Source organism: Gracilibacillus phocaeensis (assembly GCF_900626275.1).
Classification (GTDB): Bacteria; Bacillota; Bacilli; order Bacillales; family Amphibacillaceae; genus Gracilibacillus; species Gracilibacillus timonensis.
Window position 1 is genome coordinate 483055 of sequence record NZ_LR131145.1, and the last position, 20643, is coordinate 503697.

Annotated in this window: 20 protein-coding genes; 8 read left to right on the forward strand and 12 right to left on the reverse strand. The window is 36.5% G+C overall.

The window, feature by feature from the left end; genetic code table 11:
• Positions 1–225: 225 nt before the first annotated feature.
• On the forward strand, positions 226–996 hold the full coding sequence (locus E0E32_RS18425) for a DeoR/GlpR family DNA-binding transcription regulator (protein WP_165445077.1): 771 nt from the start codon (positions 226–228) through the stop codon (positions 994–996).
• Between the two features lie 636 nt (positions 997–1632).
• Positions 1633–2481 carry a CvfB family protein gene (locus E0E32_RS18430; protein WP_066190889.1) on the forward strand — a complete coding sequence of 283 codons (849 nt, stop codon included), beginning with the start codon at positions 1633–1635 and terminating at the stop codon, positions 2479–2481.
• 272 nt (positions 2482–2753) lie between these two features.
• Here E0E32_RS18430 and E0E32_RS18435 read toward each other — a convergent pair whose 3' ends face one another.
• Positions 2754–4562 carry a glycoside hydrolase family 127 protein gene (locus E0E32_RS18435; RefSeq protein ID WP_130860423.1) on the reverse strand — a complete coding sequence of 603 codons (1809 nt, stop codon included), beginning with the start codon at positions 4560–4562 and terminating at the stop codon, positions 2754–2756.
• Between the two features lie 582 nt (positions 4563–5144).
• Here E0E32_RS18435 and E0E32_RS18440 point away from each other — a divergent pair.
• Positions 5145–5933 (forward strand): hypothetical protein, encoded by a 789-nt coding sequence (locus E0E32_RS18440; RefSeq protein WP_130860424.1) that lies wholly within the window; start codon positions 5145–5147, stop codon positions 5931–5933.
• 55 nt (positions 5934–5988) lie between these two features.
• Positions 5989–6168, forward strand: a complete 180-nt coding sequence (locus E0E32_RS18445; protein ID WP_130860425.1) for a hypothetical protein — start codon at positions 5989–5991, stop codon at positions 6166–6168.
• Between the two features lie 5 nt (positions 6169–6173).
• Here E0E32_RS18445 and E0E32_RS22380 read toward each other — a convergent pair whose 3' ends face one another.
• From E0E32_RS22380 to E0E32_RS18460, 4 genes are all read right to left on the reverse strand, one after another.
• Positions 6174–6338: a hypothetical protein gene (locus tag E0E32_RS22380; RefSeq protein WP_165445078.1), complete on the reverse strand. Its 165-nt coding sequence runs from the start codon at positions 6336–6338 to the stop codon at positions 6174–6176.
• A gap of 277 nt (positions 6339–6615) precedes the next feature.
• Positions 6616–7233 carry a YesL family protein gene (locus tag E0E32_RS18450; RefSeq protein ID WP_130860426.1) on the reverse strand — a complete coding sequence of 206 codons (618 nt, stop codon included), beginning with the start codon at positions 7231–7233 and terminating at the stop codon, positions 6616–6618.
• 12 nt (positions 7234–7245) lie between these two features.
• Positions 7246–8703 carry an arylsulfatase gene (locus E0E32_RS18455; RefSeq protein WP_130860427.1) on the reverse strand — a complete coding sequence of 486 codons (1458 nt, stop codon included), beginning with the start codon at positions 8701–8703 and terminating at the stop codon, positions 7246–7248.
• 16 nt (positions 8704–8719) lie between these two features.
• On the reverse strand, positions 8720–9049 hold the full coding sequence (locus E0E32_RS18460) for a carbohydrate ABC transporter permease (RefSeq protein WP_130860428.1): 330 nt from the start codon (positions 9047–9049) through the stop codon (positions 8720–8722).
• Between the two features lie 279 nt (positions 9050–9328).
• On the opposite strand from E0E32_RS18460, the gene E0E32_RS18465 reads away from it, so the two are divergent.
• Entirely contained in the window at positions 9329–10429 is a 1101-nt protein-coding gene (locus E0E32_RS18465) for an AAA family ATPase (protein ID WP_130860429.1), read from the forward strand.
• Complete coding sequence (locus tag E0E32_RS18470) at positions 10422–11123, forward strand: hypothetical protein (RefSeq protein ID WP_130860430.1); 702 nt, start codon at positions 10422–10424, stop codon at positions 11121–11123. The genes E0E32_RS18465 and E0E32_RS18470 overlap by 8 nt, the downstream gene beginning before the upstream one ends.
• Before the next feature lie 507 nt (positions 11124–11630).
• Here the strand turns inward: E0E32_RS18470 and E0E32_RS18475 are convergent.
• A complete protein-coding gene (locus E0E32_RS18475) occupies positions 11631–12917 on the reverse strand; it encodes an IS110 family RNA-guided transposase (RefSeq protein WP_130859896.1) in 1287 nt (428 codons plus the stop codon).
• 207 nt (positions 12918–13124) lie between these two features.
• Between E0E32_RS18475 and E0E32_RS18480 the strand changes: the two genes are divergently transcribed.
• Entirely contained in the window at positions 13125–14699 is a 1575-nt protein-coding gene (locus tag E0E32_RS18480) for a S8 family peptidase (protein WP_286172030.1), read from the forward strand.
• Between the two features lie 21 nt (positions 14700–14720).
• The gene (locus tag E0E32_RS18485; RefSeq protein WP_130860432.1) at positions 14721–15176 is read left to right on the forward strand and encodes a type II toxin-antitoxin system RnlB family antitoxin; all 456 of its coding nucleotides are present in this window, start codon (positions 14721–14723) and stop codon (positions 15174–15176) included.
• Positions 15177–15302: 126 nt separating this feature from the next.
• Here the strand turns inward: E0E32_RS18485 and E0E32_RS22520 are convergent, their stop codons facing one another.
• From E0E32_RS22520 to E0E32_RS18510, 6 genes are all read right to left on the reverse strand, one after another.
• On the reverse strand, positions 15303–15440 hold the full coding sequence (locus E0E32_RS22520) for a hypothetical protein (protein ID WP_207302299.1): 138 nt from the start codon (positions 15438–15440) through the stop codon (positions 15303–15305).
• 47 nt (positions 15441–15487) lie between these two features.
• On the reverse strand, positions 15488–15700 hold the full coding sequence (locus E0E32_RS22525) for a VOC family protein (RefSeq protein ID WP_207302300.1): 213 nt from the start codon (positions 15698–15700) through the stop codon (positions 15488–15490).
• A 97-nt stretch (positions 15701–15797) separates the two neighbouring features.
• Positions 15798–17192 (reverse strand): sulfatase family protein, encoded by a 1395-nt coding sequence (locus E0E32_RS18495; protein WP_130860433.1) that lies wholly within the window; start codon positions 17190–17192, stop codon positions 15798–15800.
• Between the two features lie 10 nt (positions 17193–17202).
• Complete coding sequence (locus tag E0E32_RS18500) at positions 17203–17895, reverse strand: response regulator transcription factor (protein ID WP_130860434.1); 693 nt, start codon at positions 17893–17895, stop codon at positions 17203–17205.
• 5 nt (positions 17896–17900) lie between these two features.
• The gene (locus E0E32_RS18505; RefSeq protein ID WP_165445079.1) at positions 17901–19370 is read right to left on the reverse strand and encodes an ATP-binding protein; all 1470 of its coding nucleotides are present in this window, start codon (positions 19368–19370) and stop codon (positions 17901–17903) included.
• A gap of 170 nt (positions 19371–19540) precedes the next feature.
• Positions 19541–20563, reverse strand: coding sequence for an ABC transporter substrate-binding protein (locus E0E32_RS18510; protein ID WP_130860436.1), 1023 nt, complete (start codon positions 20561–20563; stop codon positions 19541–19543).
• Positions 20564–20643: the final 80 nt, after the last annotated feature.

Consider the following 20643-nt stretch of genomic DNA (forward strand, 5'->3'; position numbering starts at 1 on the left):
ATGCACAAAAAACTAATAAAACCACTTTAACGACATATACAATCAACCTCCTTTTTTTGAAGCTTTATACTATTTATTATTCATTATAGTAAAGTATATTTTCGTTTGTGTCAATATATTATTTTTTAAATAAACATAAACGAACAATTTAAAACATAATTGTTGTGAATATCTTTATTAATAGCTATAATGATAATAAGATCGAGTATTCTGGGAGGAATCTTAATGTTACGAGAAGAGAGATTAAAAGAAATAGAAAGAATATTACATGAAAAAGGAAGAGTGGAAGTAAGCAATTTATCAAGAATGTTTAATGTGACAGAAATGACAGTCCGAAGGGATTTAGACGAATTAGCCACTAAACAAATCGCTATCAGGTCACATGGAGGAGCCATCATACACTCGGATAAAATACTCGCTGAACGCCCCTATGAATTAAGAATATTAATGAATCGAGAAAAAAAAGAAAAAATTGCCGAAGCCGGACTCTCTTTTATTAGTGATGGAAATAAGATATTCATTGATTCCAGTACTACTGGTTATTGCCTTGCCCATTCCATCCCAAACGAAAAAAGACTATTAATTGTTACTGGTACATTATCCACAGCTGTTGAATTAAACAACCGACCAAACTTGCAAGTCGTGTTTATTGGTGGTGACTTAGAAAAAGAGACTGGTACAAGTAAAGGGCATTTTGCCGAATTAATGATCAACTCAATGAATTTTGACGTTGCCTTTATCGGCGTCCCCAAAATAACACCTAATGGCATTCTAACTACCTCTAGTGTTGATGAACTAATGATTAAAAAATCCGTAATTAAAAAAGCTAAAAAAGTGATTGTATTAGTAGATAGCTCCAAAGTAGGCGAGCCAGATTTCTTAGAGTTATGTCATGTAAGTGAAATCGATACGGTGATTACCAATAGTGATATAGACGAGGAATTCTTGAACACTTGTAAGGAAGAGAATGTGGAAGTGATTTTGACGGATGATTGACAGGTAGACATTTTTTTCAGAAGAATTCTTTATGTAAGTAATAAAGCATCTTAATTGGCTATGAAAACACCACGATAAGTGGACTTATTTGAACAAGGTCTGATAAGAAAAAAACCTCTTCGTTCATATCACTCTAAACTACATAATTAAACAGAATGACATTCCAACTCCTGATGGAATGTCATTCTTTTAAGTTTCTTCTCCTATCCTATTCAAAAATAAAATACAGCAATAATACAAGGTGGATTATTATCTATAAACTCTTCCAGGCCTCTCCACCACATAGAGCCCCCTTGACATCCCTCTCCATATATGAGATGATAACAAAGTTAACAAACTAAAGTAACAAATAAGTGTAGCTGGTATTCTACTCATATTTTTGAAAATACTTATTCACACTGGCGCGACTAAGGGGTCGCAAGGACGTAAGAGCAGGTAGGGCTTACGTTGCTTAAGTTAGAAAATCCCAGTGGGATAATTACCGCGGTAAAGTGAAATTCTATTAATAAAATTTCCCACCCGAATGATTCGGGATATAAATAAAATCATAAATCTTATGTGTTGCTTTATCAATCAAAGGGGTACTCTTATCGCAAGAGTACCCCTTTTCCAATACATATGAAAGAAGGTCTTACTATGAATGAGCACATAGGTACCATCCAAACACTAGAGGTACTACGACAAATCGATACTGGTTATGTTTTAGAAAACGACATCCTCCTGCACCATAATGAAACGGACGCAGAACTTGAGGCTGAACAATCTGTTGATGTTTTTCTTTATCAGGATAAAAAAGGACAGACCGTGGCAACGACACAATTACCAACGATTCAAATCGATAGGTATGGCTGGGCTGAAGTAGTAGAAGTCCTGCCACACCTAGGTGTATTTGTGAACATTGGTATTGCAAAAGAAATCCTTGTATCAAAAGATGATTTGCCATTGTTCGAAAACGTCTGGCCCATCATTGGTGATAAACTTTACGTTTCATTAGGCAAAGACCGGAAAGGACGCCTTCTTGCCCTCCCTGCAACAGAAAGCATTCTCTCAAGAATATTTGAGTTAGCACCCGATGACCTATTGAATGCGACCATCCATGGCCGCATCTATCGCACAGATAGAGAAGGTGCTGCATGTATAACGGATGAGGGATACCGTGGATTCATCCATCACACGGAACGAAAAGAAGAGCCACGTTTAGGTGAACGAGTGCAAGGCCGTGTTATTGAAGTGAAACCTGATGGCACAGTAAATGTATCTCTCCGACCATTAAAAAAATACAGCATGGGTGAAGATGCCGATATGATATTGGCGCGACTAGAGAAAAGCGATGGCGTGATTCCGTTTTCCGACAAAAGTGACCCTGAAGATATCCGTGACACATTTCACATCAGTAAAGCAGCATTCAAACGTGCTCTTGGTAAACTGATGAAAGAGAAGAAAGTAGAACAGCTTGACGGGAAAACTTACTTGAAGGCAAAGTAAGACTATTTCTTATTTGGCCCCTACAATTTCTTTCACATATAATGCACATGCTATTTCGGTCCATCATCCATAATAAATGATTGACCGATTTTTGTATCTAATACTCAAAAAGTATATAAAACCAACACTTCACTAAACTGTTCTTGTGAGACATAGAAGTGTTAGCTATTTCTTTTAAAAAGTTTTCCATTACATATAATAAAATGTCACTTTAATCCAAGCTGTAGATAGATTCTCGATCCCTAAAACTCATTTTACTCTTCGCTTCACCACTACCTCCCATACAACTTCTCCCCTTCCACACAAGGCAACCAAACCTTCATAGAACCCGCCTCTCGGTTATCCCAAGCATAATAAGGAATAGCGCTGAAGGATACTCCTGAATTCTTATTTATCCCCTTCAACAAAACGCCCCCATTTAACCATTCCAACTTATCCTCTAGTACGTAACTAGTATCTTCCTGAACGGCGATGTTCTCGACAGGCAGCTGATTATCCGTCTGTTCTACGCAATATACCAACGGTCCTCTCTGGAGTGCTATTTTTCCAACATTCTCTTTCACTAAAGGATGTGCCTTCATTGTTTCTACAGGCATATCAAAATAGATCGTTAGCTTATCTCCGTTCTGCCAATGACGATTTAATGAAATATAGCCTTTCTCCATGACATAATCATCCACTAGCTGATCATTGTAAAATAACTTCAAGGTCCTACACCAGCCCGGAACACGGATATTTAGGCTTATGTCACATGGTTGTTGTGTTTCTATACTAATTTCCACTTTTTCATCCCATGGATAACTCGTTTTCTGATGTAAACGGAGGGATCCTTCTGGTAATGGAATGGTGCTTTTACTTTCCATAAATAGATTCACCCAAACCTCCTTCTCTGCGTATGTATAAACATACTGACCGATTGAAGGAATAAACCGAGATATTTGCGTTGGACAACAAGAGGTATCAAACCATGCCACACGATGATGACTGCCATCTGATTCTAGTGGATTTTCATAGAAAAATGTATCCCCCGACAAAGAATAGCCAGCTAGTGCTCCGTTATACATCGCTCTTTCCAGCACATCTATATATTTACTATCACCGTGTAATAAATGCATGCGGTGATTCCAAAATACCATCCCAACAGACGCACACGTTTCGCAATAAGCGCTTTCATTTGGTAAGTCATAATCTTCCGTAAAACCTTCATTATGCCGAGATGGTCCAATTCCACCTGTAATATACATGTTCCGATCGACAATACTATGCCATACAGCATCCATACTGCGTAAATAATCCGAATCTTTCGTTACTTTTGCCACATCGGCCATAGCGGTGTATAAGTACATAGCCCTTACCGCATGTCCCTTGACCTCTGTTATTTCCCGCACTGGCTTATCATCCTGACAATAAGCCGGTCCCCAATCTTCCCGATCCCAAATAGCACCTTCTCCGTAACCATGCCCTCTTTGTTCCAATAGCCAGTATGCTAACTTCCAATATCGGTCTTCTTCTGTTAATTGATACAGTCTCACTAGCGCCAACTCAATCTCTGGATGGCCTGGTACCCAATTCCGTTTCCCTGGACCAAACGTGTGATCATAATGATCCGCTAATTTACACGCCACATCTAACAGTTTACTTTTTCCTGTTGCTTGGTAGTAAGCAACCGCCGCCTCTATGAGATGTCCACCACAATACATTTCATGCTTATCCATATCCGTCCAGCGCTGGTCTTGATGATTTAAAATGAAATAGCATAATAAGTAACCATCTTCTTGCTGCGCTGCGGCGATTTCATCCACTATTTGGTCTACTTTCTGTTCAAGCTGTTCATCGGGATGATTCATTAAGGAATAAGACGCACCTTCTAACACCTTATATACATCCGAATCATTAAAAAAGATCCCCTCAAATTCCCCACTCTCATGACCAGCAGCTTTTGAAAAATTAGCTATTCTGCCTGTACTTTCACACTTTTCTATACAAGCCTGTAAGGTAATATCCTTAAAGGTCTGTAGTCTGGGCTGCCAAAATGGATCGGTTATTTTTACTTGTGTAAAGGGTAACGCTTGTTTTTGCATGAATATCAACACCTTCCTGTTTTTATGGAGTTACTTCAACAATTTTTAAACAATCTCTTCATAAGGATGTTTTAAGAATGGGGTTGGCGCGACTAGTGGATGGTTCCAATAGAAACTAAGCGAAAAATAGTACAAACCTTTTTTAAGGATAAACTATTTTCGTTTTCTTTTACAGCATGTTATTTTTTGTTGATTTTGAAAAAAACAAATATAAAGTAGCATCCTCCACTATTTCACCAACTATATAGCTCTGCTTATTTTCAACCCAAACGATGTCTACAACAAGGTTTGCACTATCGAAAAAGCACTATTTTTGTCGAATGCATAGGAATATTGATTCATTCATTGTATAATTACGTTACAAAAATAGAATCAGACAAGTGTGAATTACTTATCATTTGACAGCATTATATATAACTCAAAAAATTGGGTAAGGAAATAATGTAATTAAATCTGTAATCATAGCTGTTAATGCTGTAGCTCTAACTAGATGATACATTATCATTGGGCCATTGAAACAAAGCTTATCCCATAGCCTCTATTTCATGTAACTGAAGAATATAAAAGAAATGCGGAGATAATTTGAAGAAAATCATACAATATTTCACCAAAAACAGAAATATTATCTACTACAGTTTGATCACATTATTTATTATTATGGGATTAATATACGCCATTAAAGGATATTACTATCATCAAGATATGGGTCAGATAAAAAGTGGAAATGATTTACTCAGTGTCATTTTCACTCCTTTCGTGTTAGCGATTATACGCTTTTTAATGGTAGTTTGTTTTGGTCTCTTTTTAGCCACGATCATCATTGCTATTCCTTTGCGAAGGGTTAAAGTGATGCAATTTGAAATAGAATTCGCGGAAAAAGCTACAGAGATTGCTAAGATACAAGATAAGCAATTCAATCAATTGCACTTCCTAGAAAATGTACTTAAAGAGGATAACTACTTTATAGGTAAATTCCACCAAAAAGACGGGATACCCTATAGGGAGGTTATTGAGCATCTTTTCCATTCCTATGAAGTATTCTTTAACGACGAATTAAAAACGAATCTCCATTTTGAATGGATAGACGCTGGAAATGGGGAAAACTTTGACGATAAACGACTAAAGCGTTTAATGGATACTCTTAAAACCCAGGAAAATGATAACGTACTAATCAGGAATAGGACTATATTTGGCAGTAATATTCTAATGTTGTATCAAGAAGAACTGGAACTAGGAGCAGAGTTATACATCCTATTAAGCAGCTCAGAATACGAATTTACAGATTTTGACGTAAAAATCATCCAATCATTGTTAGAAATAGCTCGTATTATTTGTGATAGCATATCGATGATTCCTCCTGATCAAACGTGAGCATTTACAATAATTTAACTTTGTAATATAATGAAATAAAAGGAGTGTGATTACTATGGTACAATCCTTAAAAGAACGTTCAGAACAATCGATGGATAATCAATATAGAAATAAGCGTAAACAAGAGTTAATGCAGTCTTATCGGGAGGCTGCGCAAAAGAATTTCAAGGTTGAAAAAGAAGACTTTAACAATGACTTAATCATGACAAAGCTGAAAAAATATATGTACAAATAAAAAACCTATTTGATAGGTTTTTTTATTATTCGTAGAACCTCTGGAGCTAATCGATGCAGGGTGTTTATCGGACCATCAAATTGTACCTTATTGACCAAAAAGGACTTTTCTTCCCAATTTGTATGTTTAATATTGTCTATCCAAGATTTTCGCCATTCTTCTTTATTCATAAGGCTGCAACCTCCACTGTTTAAGTTAGTTTATATTATGCAGTTCCCCAGATTTGTATACCATGATAAGTATGTTATTTTATCTGTATCCTGTACCTGTAGGGTTGCTTTTTTTTACCATCTTTTATAGCCTTTATTCAATAAAACAATATCATTCCTACTCCAAAAAGCAGCCGAACAAAACATTCGACTGCTTCACCTTCTTGCTCATTGTCTCTCCATTTGGAAAAATTCTAAGCAAACACCTCTATAAGAATCCCTATTTCGTCATGCCCCCCTACAAAACCTTCCTCCTCAAAGCCGAAAAATTCCCAAGCGCCACGAACATCAACAAATATGCCGAAGCACTTACCCCAAAAAACAGAATAAGCCCAGGAGAAAAATACATCATCACCCAAACTGCGACTAAGGAACACAGCATTAATAATGAATGCAGCGGACGCAGTATCACAAGAAACAACGCCTGTTTAATATAGCCAAACAGCCTTAAATCATAATGAACATACACTGGAAAGAAGCTCACTAGCAACAACAAATATAGGCCAAACAATACGACTAATATATAATAAAGCACACTGGACCATGCAGAACTCTGCAGGCTGAGAAACCACAAATCAGCGACCAGCAAGACGCCGATACCACTCAAAGCATAGCCCAGCATATTACCCTCCATCAGCACAGACTTGTAAGTTTGCCAAAATACCGCTAGAATATGGACATCTTCACCCGAAATCAGCTTCCGCATCACTGTAAATAAAGCAATGGTCGCAGGAAATATCCCTGCTATCAGCAAACCTAGCAGCGAAAAAAGAATCCATAATAAATTTACATACGCTGCTTTCATAATGTATGATGTGATTTTATAGACTGTTCCCGCCCAACCATTGATCACCATGATGTCTCTCACCTACCTCTCTATTCTTGCTTGATAATGAGGCGAGGTTAAAAAAGGCCTGCCTTGTTGACATACTAGTTCGCCATTCTCCGTCAATCCCTTATCTCTTTTCTCCAAAATGTGAACCAATCGCTTTCGCCATTCTCTTAAGGTAACTTGAGCCTCATCCACTTCTGATAAATCAACTAATTCATAAGGGTCGTCATCAAGGTTGAAAAGCTGCTCCTCCCCTATTCTTGGGAACCAAATATACTTCATGCTTCCATCTGTTAGATATTGCATCTCCTGCTCTTCGGCATAACACGTGCTGTGTTCACCATGCACATACTCCCGCCCATTTGTTTGCTCGCCCTTCATTAACGACAATAAGCTTTGCCCGTCCACTGTATCGGGCACTTCTAATGACAACGTCTCTAATATGGTAGGCATAATATCCTGAAGCAGGACAGGTTCGCTTACTGATTTTTCAGTAGCTCCTGCTTGTCCAGGCAATTTAATCATTAGCGGAATATGAGCAGACCCCTCATAGGCATAGGTTTTTCGCCACAGATTGTGATCACCTAGCATATCGCCATGGTCGGAAAGAAAAATAATCATCGTATTGTCAAAGAGGTTCTTTTCCTTAAGATAAGTTAGTAGTCTACCAATCTGGTGATCGATATGATGAATGGAACCATAATAGCCAGCTCTTGCTCGATGAATATCACGCTCGCTCCTCACACCCCGCCATGCCTCCGGATTCATAGCCTCTTCTTTTACATCATGTCTCGAAGCCCAACTGCCAACTTTTGCTTTAGGTATAGCATCGTTGTTTGCATATAAATCAAAATAGTACGCTGGTGCATCATAGGGAGAATGCGGTCGTGCGAATGATGTCTTTAGGAAAAAAGGCTTGCTGGGGTCACGACGCTGTTCGAGAAAATGGATCGATTCATTAATGGTCCAATTCGTAGGATGTAAGAACTCCGGCGCATGATAGGGCCTGGCCATCCATGAATTCCAGCCAATACCGTGATCCGTAATGCCATAATCTCCTGTTTTATGTTTATCAAACCACTGTTTATAATCCGAGCGAAAGCCAGGGTCAAATTCTCTTCCTGATTCATCCAGCACTGTCTGATGGAAGCCATTTAAGGATCGCTGTGGATCAAAATGCATTTTCCCAATACCCTGCGTATGATAACCCGCGTTGGCTAGTTCACCAGGTAAGGTATGAGAAAAGTTGACACCCATCGGTCCTTGTCCCATCCCCATTCCTAAAATTCCTGTGTTCCATGGATCCATACCGGTTAGCAGGGAAGCTCTTGCCGGCACACAAGATGGACTAGGTGTGTAAGCATTTTCAAAAATCGTCCCTTGTGACGCCAGCCAATCTAAATTCGGTGTCTCGATCACTTCATTACCATAACAGCCCAGCGCATCCCATCTTTGTTGATCGGTCATGATTAGTACAACATTCGGTTGATTCATTGTTCTACTCCTTTCACTAGCCTTTTACTCCTGTTAAAGCGATACCTTCAATAAAATATCTTTGTAGAATTAAATACAATATAATCAAAGGCAAAATCGATATAACCGCCCCAGCCATCATCAAAGAATAATTGGTATTATACTCCCCAACAAAACTAGAAATAGCAATAGACACCACTTGTAAATCAGATGAACTCGTCATAATTAACGGCCACAAGAAATCATTCCAAGACGCTACTGCGACGAAAATGGCCAAGGAAACTAAACCAGGTATCGTTAAAGGCATATATATACTCCAGTATATTCTAGGATAGGAACAGCCGTCCATATGTAAAGACCTGTTCATAAATGTTGCACACCAAAAGCTCGTCCTTTCACTCCAATCATAGACCACGATAAAAATCGAAGCATATACACAACCGTTTAGTGGCAGCTCAATATGTTGCGCCCCCTGTTATCTTTATATCTGCCCCTCTTGCCTTTAACTTCAACATTTTAAAAGTATTTTTCAACATTATAAAGGTATTATCCTCCATATAAAATGTGATCTTTACATTATAAAGGTATTGTAAATGCTTTGAATTATAACGAAAATGTCGTAAAATGAAACGAAGAGGTGAAAAAAATGTACGCTGAGTTATTAAAATTAATTGAAGGCGGAGTAAATAATAACAGTCAAAAAGTAATTAACTACTCCAATAAACTTGCAGAAATATTAAAAAATGAAGGTCAAATTAATATTTCAAACAAAATAAATCGTATTCTAACTGCGAATAACACTAGATTGAGTTCATTAGATAGTTTAACTGCCAAACCATTTGACAAAGATAGTAAATTAGAAATGGTTGAAGTGACCATTCCCACAGAATCGAGAGAAGTGCTTTTTTTTGATTCAATTATTGAAAAAGAAATAGAAACTTTTTTGTTATCTATTCAAAATAAGGAAGATTTTTTAGAGGTCGGTTTAGAAATAGATAATAGGCTATTGCTACACGGACCACCCGGAACTGGAAAAACATCATTAGCCAAATATATCAGTTTGCAAACTAATTTACCTTTAATAACCGTCCGTTTAGACGCAATGATCTCCTCTTTGTTGGGAAATACAGCTAAAAACATTAGAAAAGTATTTGAATTTGCAGCCAAACAATCTTGCATATTATTTTTAGATGAGTTTGATGTATTAGCTAAAGTCAGAGACGATAAAAATGAACTTGGCGAATTAAAAAGAGTAGTAAACAGTCTCCTTCAAAATATAGACGCTTTTAGTGACGATAGTGTTATTATCGCTGCAACCAATCATTCTAAATTACTGGATGAAGCCGTTTGGAGACGATTTGATACAATAATATCTCTAACAGAACCTGATTTTGATTTAAGAAAAGAAATGATAATTGCGTATTCATCGATACTCCCAAGTGACTATACTGATAATGAAAGAAAAATGAGAGAACTCGCTAATATCATGGATGGTTTTTCTCCCGCAGATATAAAAAATGTGATACAAAAGGTAGCAAAAAAGGCATTGATTACAAATAGAAATGAATTACTGTATTCTCAGATAGTTTATCAAGTAATAAGTAAGTCCACGATAAATATAAAAAAAGAAGCGTTGATTTCTGATATGTTAAAATATAACGTAACACAAAAAGAAGTTTCAGAAATCCTTGATGTATCATTAAGACAAGTTAGAAATGTAGTGAAAGGAGTGCAAGAACATGTATAATAATGAATATCCAATTATTAATTTCAGTCAGAGGGATCAAGATAATGCTAAAGTCCCTGGAGGAGGAAATAAGAAAAAGCCTAGTTTCACTCTATCTGGAGAAGACTTAGTTGAACATGGAAAATTCCTTTTAAACCAATTAGGCACTCTGAAAAAAAATTGGAATGATGAAGTAATTAATGAAGCGCCTAGAATTCTTCAAGTTTCTTATATTGACAAAGCTAAGGCAAAAAGTCATCAAGAAAAAATAATTAATATGTTTAATAACTACACTCACTCGACTCAAATTGGTATGAGCATGTCTGATGACATTGTTGTCCAAATAAATTCATTAGATCAAATGGATGAAGCAGTTAAAAATTTTTCTTCGTTTAGTGAAAACGATATTCCAATATCCGGTATAGAGGATATTAAAAGATATGAACCAACATTAATAAAAAGTGATAGTAATACGTACAACGTTACTTTTTGGGACTTTTTAGATGAAAACGTAAATATGAGGGTTAGGAATTTGATTCAACAAAAATTAAATGAAAAAAACATCAAATTCAAGCGTTCAAGTTACGGCAAGGGAACTCAAGTTTTAGAAATACCAAAAACCACCGTGGATAAATTGGAATTCATTAAAAAGCTACCTGTTAAATCCATTGAATCTACAAAAGAAACGGAGTCTCCCTCCCTCAATTTATTTTGATTTCCTTAAAATATCGCTGTTTTTCTATCTTTTTCTACCACATTTGGTGAAGCTATCTGGTTAAGGTGAAGGAAAGTATACGCCCGGGGGGTTAAGTATGGAAATAATAAGTAGCCCCTCACGAACTTAGCATCCATATTTATGAAAACTAAGTAAAATATACCGTATGATTGCACCTTTGGATCTCCACATTCAACATGGCGGTGGATCCTCCCATGTTTCTCGGCGTCGTGCGCGTAGATTCCTTTGTTCAACCTTACCATGTGTGGATGCCGGATATGCTTTCTAAGTGGGTCTATGCCCTAACGGAGTAGATACCGACCGGCTAATCCGTGCTTCCGATGTCATCGAATTTAAACAAATAGACAGCGTATTTTCTGTTGTATCACGCCACATTCCTGTATATCATGCATTATTTGGTTTTGGTGGAGGCATAGCCTGTTATACAAGCTATCCTACATTCGCCTGTATCAAGCATTCACGCGTTTCTGTCTGCAATCTGTCTCATCAAGCTACTTTCTGCAGGGATCTCAATGAAGGGATATCCCTCATCATGCGTTCTCCATCGAATGCACAGTTGCGCGTACCCATGACATAAAAGATCTTGATAAGCTTTCGGCCAAGTGCTACGAACGATTCTTTGCCTGTCAGTGGATGGTCCGGGCGATTTCTATAATAATGATGCAGCTGTTTGAAACCTTCGTTATTAGCTGATAAAGGGCGTGCGGCAAGGTACAGTATAGATCTTAATCGACGGCGACCACGTTTCGTAATCGTTGTTTGACCCTTGAATTTGCCCGATTGGTTCAGCTGCAGATTAAGTCCCGCTAATTTAATGATTTGGCGTGGATCTTGATAATTGGATAAATCTCCTACTTCAGCGAAAAACCCGGCAACGGTCATGACACCAACCCCTTTTATCGCGATCATTTGACGGGCACCGGGCACCTGGAGAACAAGTTCTTCCAATCGTGCTTCATGAGCCTCGATACGTCCCTTTATAGCTACATATTGATCGATTAAATAGCTGATTTCCTCTCGTGCCATGGTCAGTCCAACGGTCATACCTACACTCGTTTCAGCCGCATGTTTCAGGGATCGAGCTTGCTTGATTCCAACGCCACGCTTCGCCGCTTCTTTGATTTCCGCCAGTAAAGCCTCTTCTGAACAGGAGGCGATATCAACGGGAAGATAACCTTTTTTCAAGAAATGGATCGGTGTTTTCTTCGTCCAGTCTTTAAAAACAGTTGTAAACTCCGGGAAATAGCGATCTAGCGCATTCTGTACCTGCGCTTTTATAGATGTCAAATCTTTCTCCATTATGTCATGGAGTTTCATCCCTTCCCGCAATTCAGCATAAAGACCTTCCAGTAAAATCGGTTCATGAAAGCGTCCTGCCCGCACTACCTGTGCTATTACTTTCGCATCTTTTGTATCGTTTTTCGTTGGCGAGTCATCATCCAACTCTTTGGTGCGTTTGACTTTCGTTGGGTTAACAACCACAGCGTGCAACCCTTGTGCCTTTAAATGATAAGCCAGGTTGAGCCAGTAATGTCCTGTTGGTTCCATCCCAAACATAAAATGGGGGCGCTGTTGTTGCTCAGCAAGATGCTCTGCCCAATCCAACAATGATTGAAAACCTGTTAGACTATTTTCAAACACCAATCGTTTAGCCAGGTCGCGTCCACGATCATCTATGGCACGCGCGACATGTTTGTCCTTGGCCACGTCTATTCCGATAATAAGTGTCTTGTCTGTGATTTGCTCTAAGCGATTATTTTGTGTAGAATCCATGGTAGGAGTCCTCCTTGGTATCTAATTTCGAGGTCATCGCGATGACACTCTCTATCGTACCAAGAGGGCTCTATTTTTGTACAATCGATTCTAGCCCCACTTACCTTCATATTTTTTTATATACAGGAATGCTTTCTGGATGTAGATAAATTTCATCTAGATTCTTCAAATTTAGTTTCTTTTGATAAATCCAAAAAATATCCATTAATTGGCCTTCTGGACTCAGGAGTTGAAATAAATAAGTACACTAAAGATTGGGTAATTCAAGGTAATGGAAGCACTTATGATGAAGATGAATTAAATAAAGCACACGGAACATATATAGCATCATTATTAGTTCATGGAGATAAACTTAACAAGACAGAAGATTTTTCTTTAGAAGGTTGTAAGATAATGGATGTCCCAATAATTCCTAGTTGGAACATTGATGAAAAAATTTTAATAGATAATATAGAAAAGGCCATTGAAAAAAACCCTGAGATAAAAATATGGAATCTTTCCATTAGTATACAAGGAGAAATTAAGGAGAATGAATTTTCAACTTTTGCGATAGAATTAGATAGAATACAAAAACATTATAATGTATTGATTTGTAAATCTGCAGGTAATGATATTGCGTTCTTAACTGGTGGTGAACCCGGAAAATTGAGCATTGGTGCTGATTCAGTTAGAGCAATAACAGTAGGTTCACTAAATAGAAATACTGACAAGTTTAATATAACGAAGAAAGATCATCCTGCTCCCTATTCGAGAATTGGAAGAGGGCCATCTTATATCATCAAACCAGAAGTAGTACACTATGGCGGAGATTTATTTGCATTAAATGAAGAACCTAGAGGTAGAGAAGAATATGAAACGGTTGATAGCATCGGAATATCAGTTAATGGTGAAAAAATGCAAGAACCAGGAACCAGCTTTTCTACTCCTAAAATAGCCAAGAATATTTCTGAGTTAAAAAGCCTAACGGAATCAGAAGATCTATTGATGCTTAAGGCCATGCTCATCCATTCGGCTAGATATAGCGAATTAATAAATATAGACGATGAAACTTGTTTGCAGAAGATGGGATTTGGCAAACCAAGTACTGCATATCAAATTATTAATGAACCAAATGACCATTCCATAACATTAATGCTTCGAGAAACACTAAGAAAAGGAACATTGATTGATATCATGGATTTTCCTTACCCTTCTAATTTAGTTGAAGATGGATATTTTAAAGGAAGAATGATTGTGACTTTAGTTTATGATCCACATTTAAGAAAAGACTTAGGGTCTGAGTATGGTCAATCAAATATGGAATTAAAATTTGGAACTTTTGATGAAAAAGAAGATGCTGAAGGGCAGAGAGCAATTTTTAACCCAATAAAAAGAAAGGGTTCTCAAAATATATTGTTAGAAAGTCTATATTCCAAAGTAAAACAAAAAGAGAACGAAGGCTACAATTATGAAAGAACGTTAATTAAATATGGTGATAAATACTATCCAGTAAAAAAATATGCTTGTGACTTGAATGAGTTTACAGAGGCGAATAAAAAACATATTAACAATGACAAGCATTGGTTTTTATATCTAAACAGTCAATATAGAGATTACATTTTAAAAGAAAATATGCGAGAAAAAAAAGAACTAGAAACAGAATTTTGTGTATTTATTACAATCTATGATCCTGATCAAAAGGAAAATATCTATAATCGGACAATTCACCAATTAGAAAGCAATGGTTTTGTGTATGATGAGGTATCATTGAATACAGAAGTTGAAATTGATGTGGATAATTAAGGTTTAATTATTTACCTACATATGATTGAAAATGATTTGCTTAACGGTGTTGAAACCCATACATTAGATCAGCCACTTAAAAAATTGGAGGTACTTATTATGAAGTGTTATGATATAGTGAATTTCCCCAGCGACAATCAACTGGTAGTAGTTTCAACTTCTTATATCAGTCCTCTCAGTAAATTATTCTTAATTGCAAATGAGCTCAAGTCAAGCCAGTACAAAGGCGAACTAGTATTTGATCTACTCTTGAGTAACGGTTTTGCAAGCAATCGGTTCTTGAAGATGGAATTCGATGGACAACAGGTTATTACACAATCTGTCGAGGTTTTGCCTGACGTTTCAGAGAATTTATTAAAAGATATTTATAAGCATTTTTATGAACACCCGGAATACCTTGAGAACTGTATTTTGCCAGATGCTCAAAAATATCTTATAAGAAACAATTTAATCAACGATAATTTAATTATTTCTTAGTGCATTTCACTACTTTAGACATATTGTATAACTTATGAAAGAGACGCAACGAATACAAAAGTTGCGCCTCTTTCTTTTCATTCAAGCAATTCACCAAAAGTCCTTACAGCCTCCGAAATTCACCCCTCACTCCCCCAACACTTCACAAAACTCAACCTTCTCCCCGTTAACCCCTTCAACAATAAAATAACGAATCCCATTCTCCCAAAACGGTAAATACGCGATATCATCCGTTATCATCTTAAACCCCTTCGCTTTCATCATCTCCCACAGAGACCCTATCTCCTTCACATTCAAAGCAATGTGATCAATCAAGCACCTTTCGCCTCGCTTGGCTCTTCGTACAATTCAATCATCAGAGCATTTAATTGCATAAAGACCACAGTAGGATGATCCGCTCCACTTTCGACAGAATGAATACACTCAAATCCCAGACTCTCATAAAAATCGATAGAGCCCTGCAAGCGTTGGGTTGGTATCCCGACATGTTGTAAGCCTGTTATCTTATCTTTGATATTCGTCATTTGGTACTCCTTTCTAGAATAGTTTATCGCAGTGTTGGAGGGATTTTTATATATACTCGAGTATTGATCACTTACGAAGAATCTTCATAAGCCCATTCTATTCAAAATCTTCCACACGTTCTTTCAATTGCTGTAGCTCTTCCTTTAATTTTGTTACAACTCGCTGATAGCTTTTCTCATGATAGACATTATTCATTTCGTATGGATCTTTATTTAAATCAAATAACTCCCATTCCGGTTCCCGATATTCCTCGATTGCTTTACTTGCACCTAATGCTTCACCATAATAATAAATCAATTTATAATCATGATTTCGAATCCCGTAATGCGCTCCCACATGATGTTCCACACTTAAATGCTCCCAATAGCGATAATACATAGAAGTCTGCCAATTCTCAGGTCTATGCTGTTCGAGAATGGGCCGCAAACTTCTACCTTGCATTTCTTCTGGGATATCAATACCTGCGTAATCCAGAAACGTTTCTGCAAAATCTACATTAAGCGCAAAGTCTTTGGAAACGGTTCCTTGTGGAATAGATTTCGGATAACGAATGATAAAAGGCATACGTAATGATTCCTCGTACATAAAACGTTTATCATACCAGCCATGATCCCCTAGAAAAAAACCTTGATCGGAAGTATAAATAATGATCGTGTTCTCGGTTAAATTGTGTTCATCCAAATAATCTAATAACCTTCCTACATTATCATCAATGGATGCAACACACCTTAAATAATCTTTGATATATCGTTGATACAACCAACTTTTTCTTTCTTGTTCGCTTAATCCTTCTGGCGGCGTACCTTTCACATCTCTTTCAAGCAGGTCACGATCAATTCGCATCGTTGCTTCCTTTACAGCTTCTGCCTTCCCTTCATACGTATCATTAAATGTTTCCGGTTCTGGAATATCTATATCTTCATACATGTGAAGATGCTTCTCATCTGGATCCCAAGGTCTATGCGGGGCTTTATGATGACACATTAAGAAAAAAGGCTTATTGGTGTCACGTTCATCAAGCCATTTCATCGATTTATCTGTCACAATATCTGTTGCATAGCCTTTTACTTTTTTCTCTTCTCCCATCTCAATCATAGTTGGATCGTGGTAATCACCTTGCCCAGGAAACACGGTCCAATAATCAAAATGTTTTGGATCGGCATGCCCTCCATGCCCTAAATGCCACTTTCCAATCATCGCAGTTTGGTAACTATTATTTTTTAAGAGCTCCTGTACAGACATTTGCCGGCCATCAAAATCGTCTCCTAGTGTTTTTACACCATTTTTATGATTATATTTACCTGTCAAGATGCTTGCTCGACTTGGTGTACAGATAGCATTCGTACAAAAACAATTATCTAATCGCATTCCTTCATTTGCAATCCTGTCGAGTTGCGGTGTCTCATTAATGCGGCTGCCATAGCAGCTCATAGCATGTGAAGCATGGTCATCACTCATTATAAATACAATATTGGGTTGTTGTTCAGACATATATATCCTCCTATTTAAATAATGTATCTTTGAATAAATGTTGTAGGTTTAATTCATTTATGGTTTTTACAATCTCTTTTGTCCTCGATACATCTAACTTTTTTAATAATCGATTAATCTGAGATTTTATTGTCACAACTTCAACCGCTCTTATATTCGCAATTTCTTTAATTTTATTCCCATCCAACAAGTATCCAATCAATTCCTTTTCTGTAGGTGTTAAAGATGCAATATTATTAATAAAATAGAGTAAGCTTTTCTCAGATTTTTGTAACCTTTGATATTCCCTAAAAACTAGATGTTGAATTTTGCTGTCTAACATCGGATTTCCATAATAAGCTTTACGAATATGTTCAAGCATTTCTTCATCATTCAGGCCCTTCACCATATAGTCTATGGCGCCCGTTCCCATCGCTGTTAAGATTATATCCTTCGTCTCATGCGCTGTTAGAAAAATAACCTTTGTATCTGGTTTAATTTTTTGAATACACTCTGCAGCCCAAACCCCTGCATGAGCATGTTCCATCTCAATATCCATTAACACCAAATCGAATGATACTTCTTTGGCTAGTTTAATAGCTTCGTCACCACTAGAAGCAAGTGCTACTACTTGCATATCATTGGTTGATTCTATGATTTCTTTTAAATCCTCTAACAACACCGAAAAATCTTCAGCTATCATTATTCTTATTATGTTATTCATACATATCACTTCTTTTGAGGCTTATATTTGGGGAGTAATATATAGAAAGTACTTCCTTCCCCATACCTACTTTCATATTTTAAATGTCCAAAATGATCTTTAATTACGGAATTAACATAATATAAACCCATTCCCCAATTATGATTAGAATTTTTACTAGAAAAATATGGATCCATTATCACTTTTTGATTTGTTTTTCTGATACCAATTCCATTATCTTTTACTTGGATAACTGTATCATTCTTGATTTGATAACTGCTAATTCTTATTTTTCCATTTTTCGAACCAGTTTGTTCAATAGCTTCGTAAGCGTTTAAAATGAGATTATATATAGCTTCGCTTAAATATTTTTGATCAGCAAAGATAGTGATATCTTCTGGAATATCCAAATCAACCATTTCTAAAGAATATTTATTTTTTGTTCGGACAAGGGCTTGTTCTAGTATTTCTTTTACTCCAACTGGTACTAAACTAATCGCCTTAGATTTCACAGTATCATAAAGTTCTTCCATCCGTCGCAGCATATTCTCATTTTGATTTTTTAATTGTTCAGCAGTTTTTAATAAACTTGCTTCATCATTTACTTGAATATTAACATTTAATCGTTTTATTAAGATCCGATTCGTCAATAATTGATTTTTAATACTATGCACAAACAGGGACGTTCCATCATTTACTGCTTCAAATTTTTTCTCAATGATGATTTGCTGTTGGTCATTTACAAATATATCACTTGTATAGCGTAAAATACTATAGAACCCTAAAATGGAGAAAATTATATTCAGCGCAACTATGATTCGATATATAGTTACTGGAAGTACAGATGTCATATAATAAATATCATTGATCCAATACACATTCATGGAATAAAATTGGTAAACTTGGATTGGATCTTGTATGAAATATAGTAGATACATACAAGTGATTGAAACAAAAAACATGATAATGAACGAAAAGTCTTTTCGGAAAATTTTCAAACGTATTTTTACTAGTTCAGAAAATAATAAATAAAAACCTAATCCGATATATATTAGTACCCATCCAAACGTAAAAAATACCAATAATGGCTCTAAAAGTGTTCGACTACTAATAAATTCAGTGAATATTGAGGGATAATACCCTAATAGTGATAGCACAGGAGGTATCCATATAATACAATTGATAATTTTCCATGGCTTATCATTATATTTTTTTGCATAACGTGTTGCCGCATATAAAAAAAACAACGGAAATAATATTCGTCCAAGAGCCATCATAAAACCAAGATCATCTAAGGCAATTAAATAATATTGTAGAAAAATTCTTATTGGATCATTGATATAAAAGAATTCAATTGCTTCGCTTCGCAATCCCCCCTTTTTCGCAATATAAATAAAAACACCTATGATCATGAAAGATAGACTAAAAGTCATACCTGTCACAAAAAACGCTTCCAAATTTCGTTTTAAAATTAAGATAACTATTGAAATAATCATGAAAAATAGCATTAATATGAGAAGCATACAAACCATCCGTCTCTTGTTCTACAAATTTACCCTTATAATAACATTACTAAAGAAGAATTCATTTCACAATAAAAAGAGACATTTCATAGTAATCATAATCCGTATATTTATATAATATCGTAATTCAAATACACCTCCTATCATTGAGCCGCTTCTGTCATGAGATCAAATAACACGTAATCTTCTACAGATAATGTTTCTTCTTCTGTTAAACTCCCTGCTTCAATGAAGTTTTCTTTTTGAGTTTGGTAGTAATCTTGCATTGTACCCTCTTCAATTATTTCTAAAATCTCGTTTTTACCGAGCCATTCTCCATCATCTGTTTGTTCTAAAACAGAATCTTCACTTACAGCAATTTCTTCCGCAACCCAGCCTGCTACTTCATCTAAATGATCTTTTCTATAGTCTGCTGCATTGAATAAACCCTTTGTATAACGTAAAAGGATATCTCTATTTTCCTCTGCATAAGCTGGACTAACTACCCATGATGAAATGGATGGTGAAATATCTGCATAACGGGAATTATTGGATAGCATAATCGCCTTATCGCCTAATTCATTTTTTATCGTATTGGTGTTTGGAGACCATGTTGCTGCTGCATCTACACTACCTGATGTCATAGCAGTAACAATTGCAGAAGCATCCATATTCACTAATTCCACATCATCTGTTGTTAAACCAACTTCGGCTAAAGTTAAATCTAATATGGTTTCACTTGAAGTTCCAGCAGCAACTGCAACCGTTTTCCCTTCTAAATCTTCGATAGTCTCTACACCAGCAGACGTATTGCCTATCACTTCATCCGCATTACCTAATTGTGAAAACGCAAAAATAACGGAATTACCTTGGATTGGTAAAACATGAGCTCCTGGACCAATATAACCAATATCTAAATTACCCGATTCTAATGCAGCTATAATGGTTGGCCCATCAGCAAATTCGACTAACTCTACTTCAATGTCTTGCTCTTCAAAAGCGCCCGTACGCATACCAGCTACTACAGTATTAACACTTGCAAAGTTTGGCATATAGCCTACTGATACTGTTGTTTTTTCTCCAGAACCTGCTTCACTATTTTCCGCACCTGTAGATGTATCATCTGAACAAGCACTAACAATTAACATAAACCCTATCATAAAACTAAGCCACACTATTTTTTTCATCAGAACTTTCCTCCTCGTATAAATTTGTTAATCCTCTTTTGAGAAACTTCTATTGCATTTTTCTTGTTTGCCGATTACTA

Excerpts from the sequence above, each read along its gene's own strand:
- E0E32_RS18425 (WP_165445077.1), top strand. The coding sequence starts at position 226 with ATGTTACGAGAAGAGAGATTAAAAGAAATAGAAAGAATATTACATGAA.
- E0E32_RS18430 (WP_066190889.1), top strand. The coding sequence starts at position 1,633 with ATGAATGAGCACATAGGTACCATCCAAACACTAGAGGTACTACGACAA.
- E0E32_RS18435 (WP_130860423.1), bottom strand. The coding sequence starts at position 4,562 with ATGCAAAAACAAGCGTTACCCTTTACACAAGTAAAAATAACCGATCCA.
- E0E32_RS18445 (WP_130860425.1), top strand. The coding sequence starts at position 5,989 with ATGGTACAATCCTTAAAAGAACGTTCAGAACAATCGATGGATAATCAA.
- E0E32_RS22380 (WP_165445078.1), bottom strand. The coding sequence starts at position 6,338 with ATGAATAAAGAAGAATGGCGAAAATCTTGGATAGACAATATTAAACAT.
- E0E32_RS18450 (WP_130860426.1), bottom strand. The coding sequence starts at position 7,233 with ATGGTGATCAATGGTTGGGCGGGAACAGTCTATAAAATCACATCATAC.
- E0E32_RS18455 (WP_130860427.1), bottom strand. The coding sequence starts at position 8,703 with ATGAATCAACCGAATGTTGTACTAATCATGACCGATCAACAAAGATGG.
- E0E32_RS18460 (WP_130860428.1), bottom strand. The coding sequence starts at position 9,049 with ATGAACAGGTCTTTACATATGGACGGCTGTTCCTATCCTAGAATATAC.
- E0E32_RS18465 (WP_130860429.1), top strand. The coding sequence starts at position 9,329 with ATGTACGCTGAGTTATTAAAATTAATTGAAGGCGGAGTAAATAATAAC.
- E0E32_RS18470 (WP_130860430.1), top strand. The coding sequence starts at position 10,422 with ATGTATAATAATGAATATCCAATTATTAATTTCAGTCAGAGGGATCAA.
- E0E32_RS18475 (WP_130859896.1), bottom strand. The coding sequence starts at position 12,917 with ATGGATTCTACACAAAATAATCGCTTAGAGCAAATCACAGACAAGACA.
- E0E32_RS18485 (WP_130860432.1), top strand. The coding sequence starts at position 14,721 with ATGATTGAAAATGATTTGCTTAACGGTGTTGAAACCCATACATTAGAT.
- E0E32_RS22520 (WP_207302299.1), bottom strand. The coding sequence starts at position 15,440 with ATGATGAAAGCGAAGGGGTTTAAGATGATAACGGATGATATCGCGTAT.
- E0E32_RS22525 (WP_207302300.1), bottom strand. The coding sequence starts at position 15,700 with ATGACGAATATCAAAGATAAGATAACAGGCTTACAACATGTCGGGATA.
- E0E32_RS18495 (WP_130860433.1), bottom strand. The coding sequence starts at position 17,192 with ATGTCTGAACAACAACCCAATATTGTATTTATAATGAGTGATGACCAT.
- E0E32_RS18500 (WP_130860434.1), bottom strand. The coding sequence starts at position 17,895 with ATGAATAACATAATAAGAATAATGATAGCTGAAGATTTTTCGGTGTTG.
- E0E32_RS18505 (WP_165445079.1), bottom strand. The coding sequence starts at position 19,370 with ATGATTATTTCAATAGTTATCTTAATTTTAAAACGAAATTTGGAAGCG.
- E0E32_RS18510 (WP_130860436.1), bottom strand. The coding sequence starts at position 20,563 with ATGAAAAAAATAGTGTGGCTTAGTTTTATGATAGGGTTTATGTTAATT.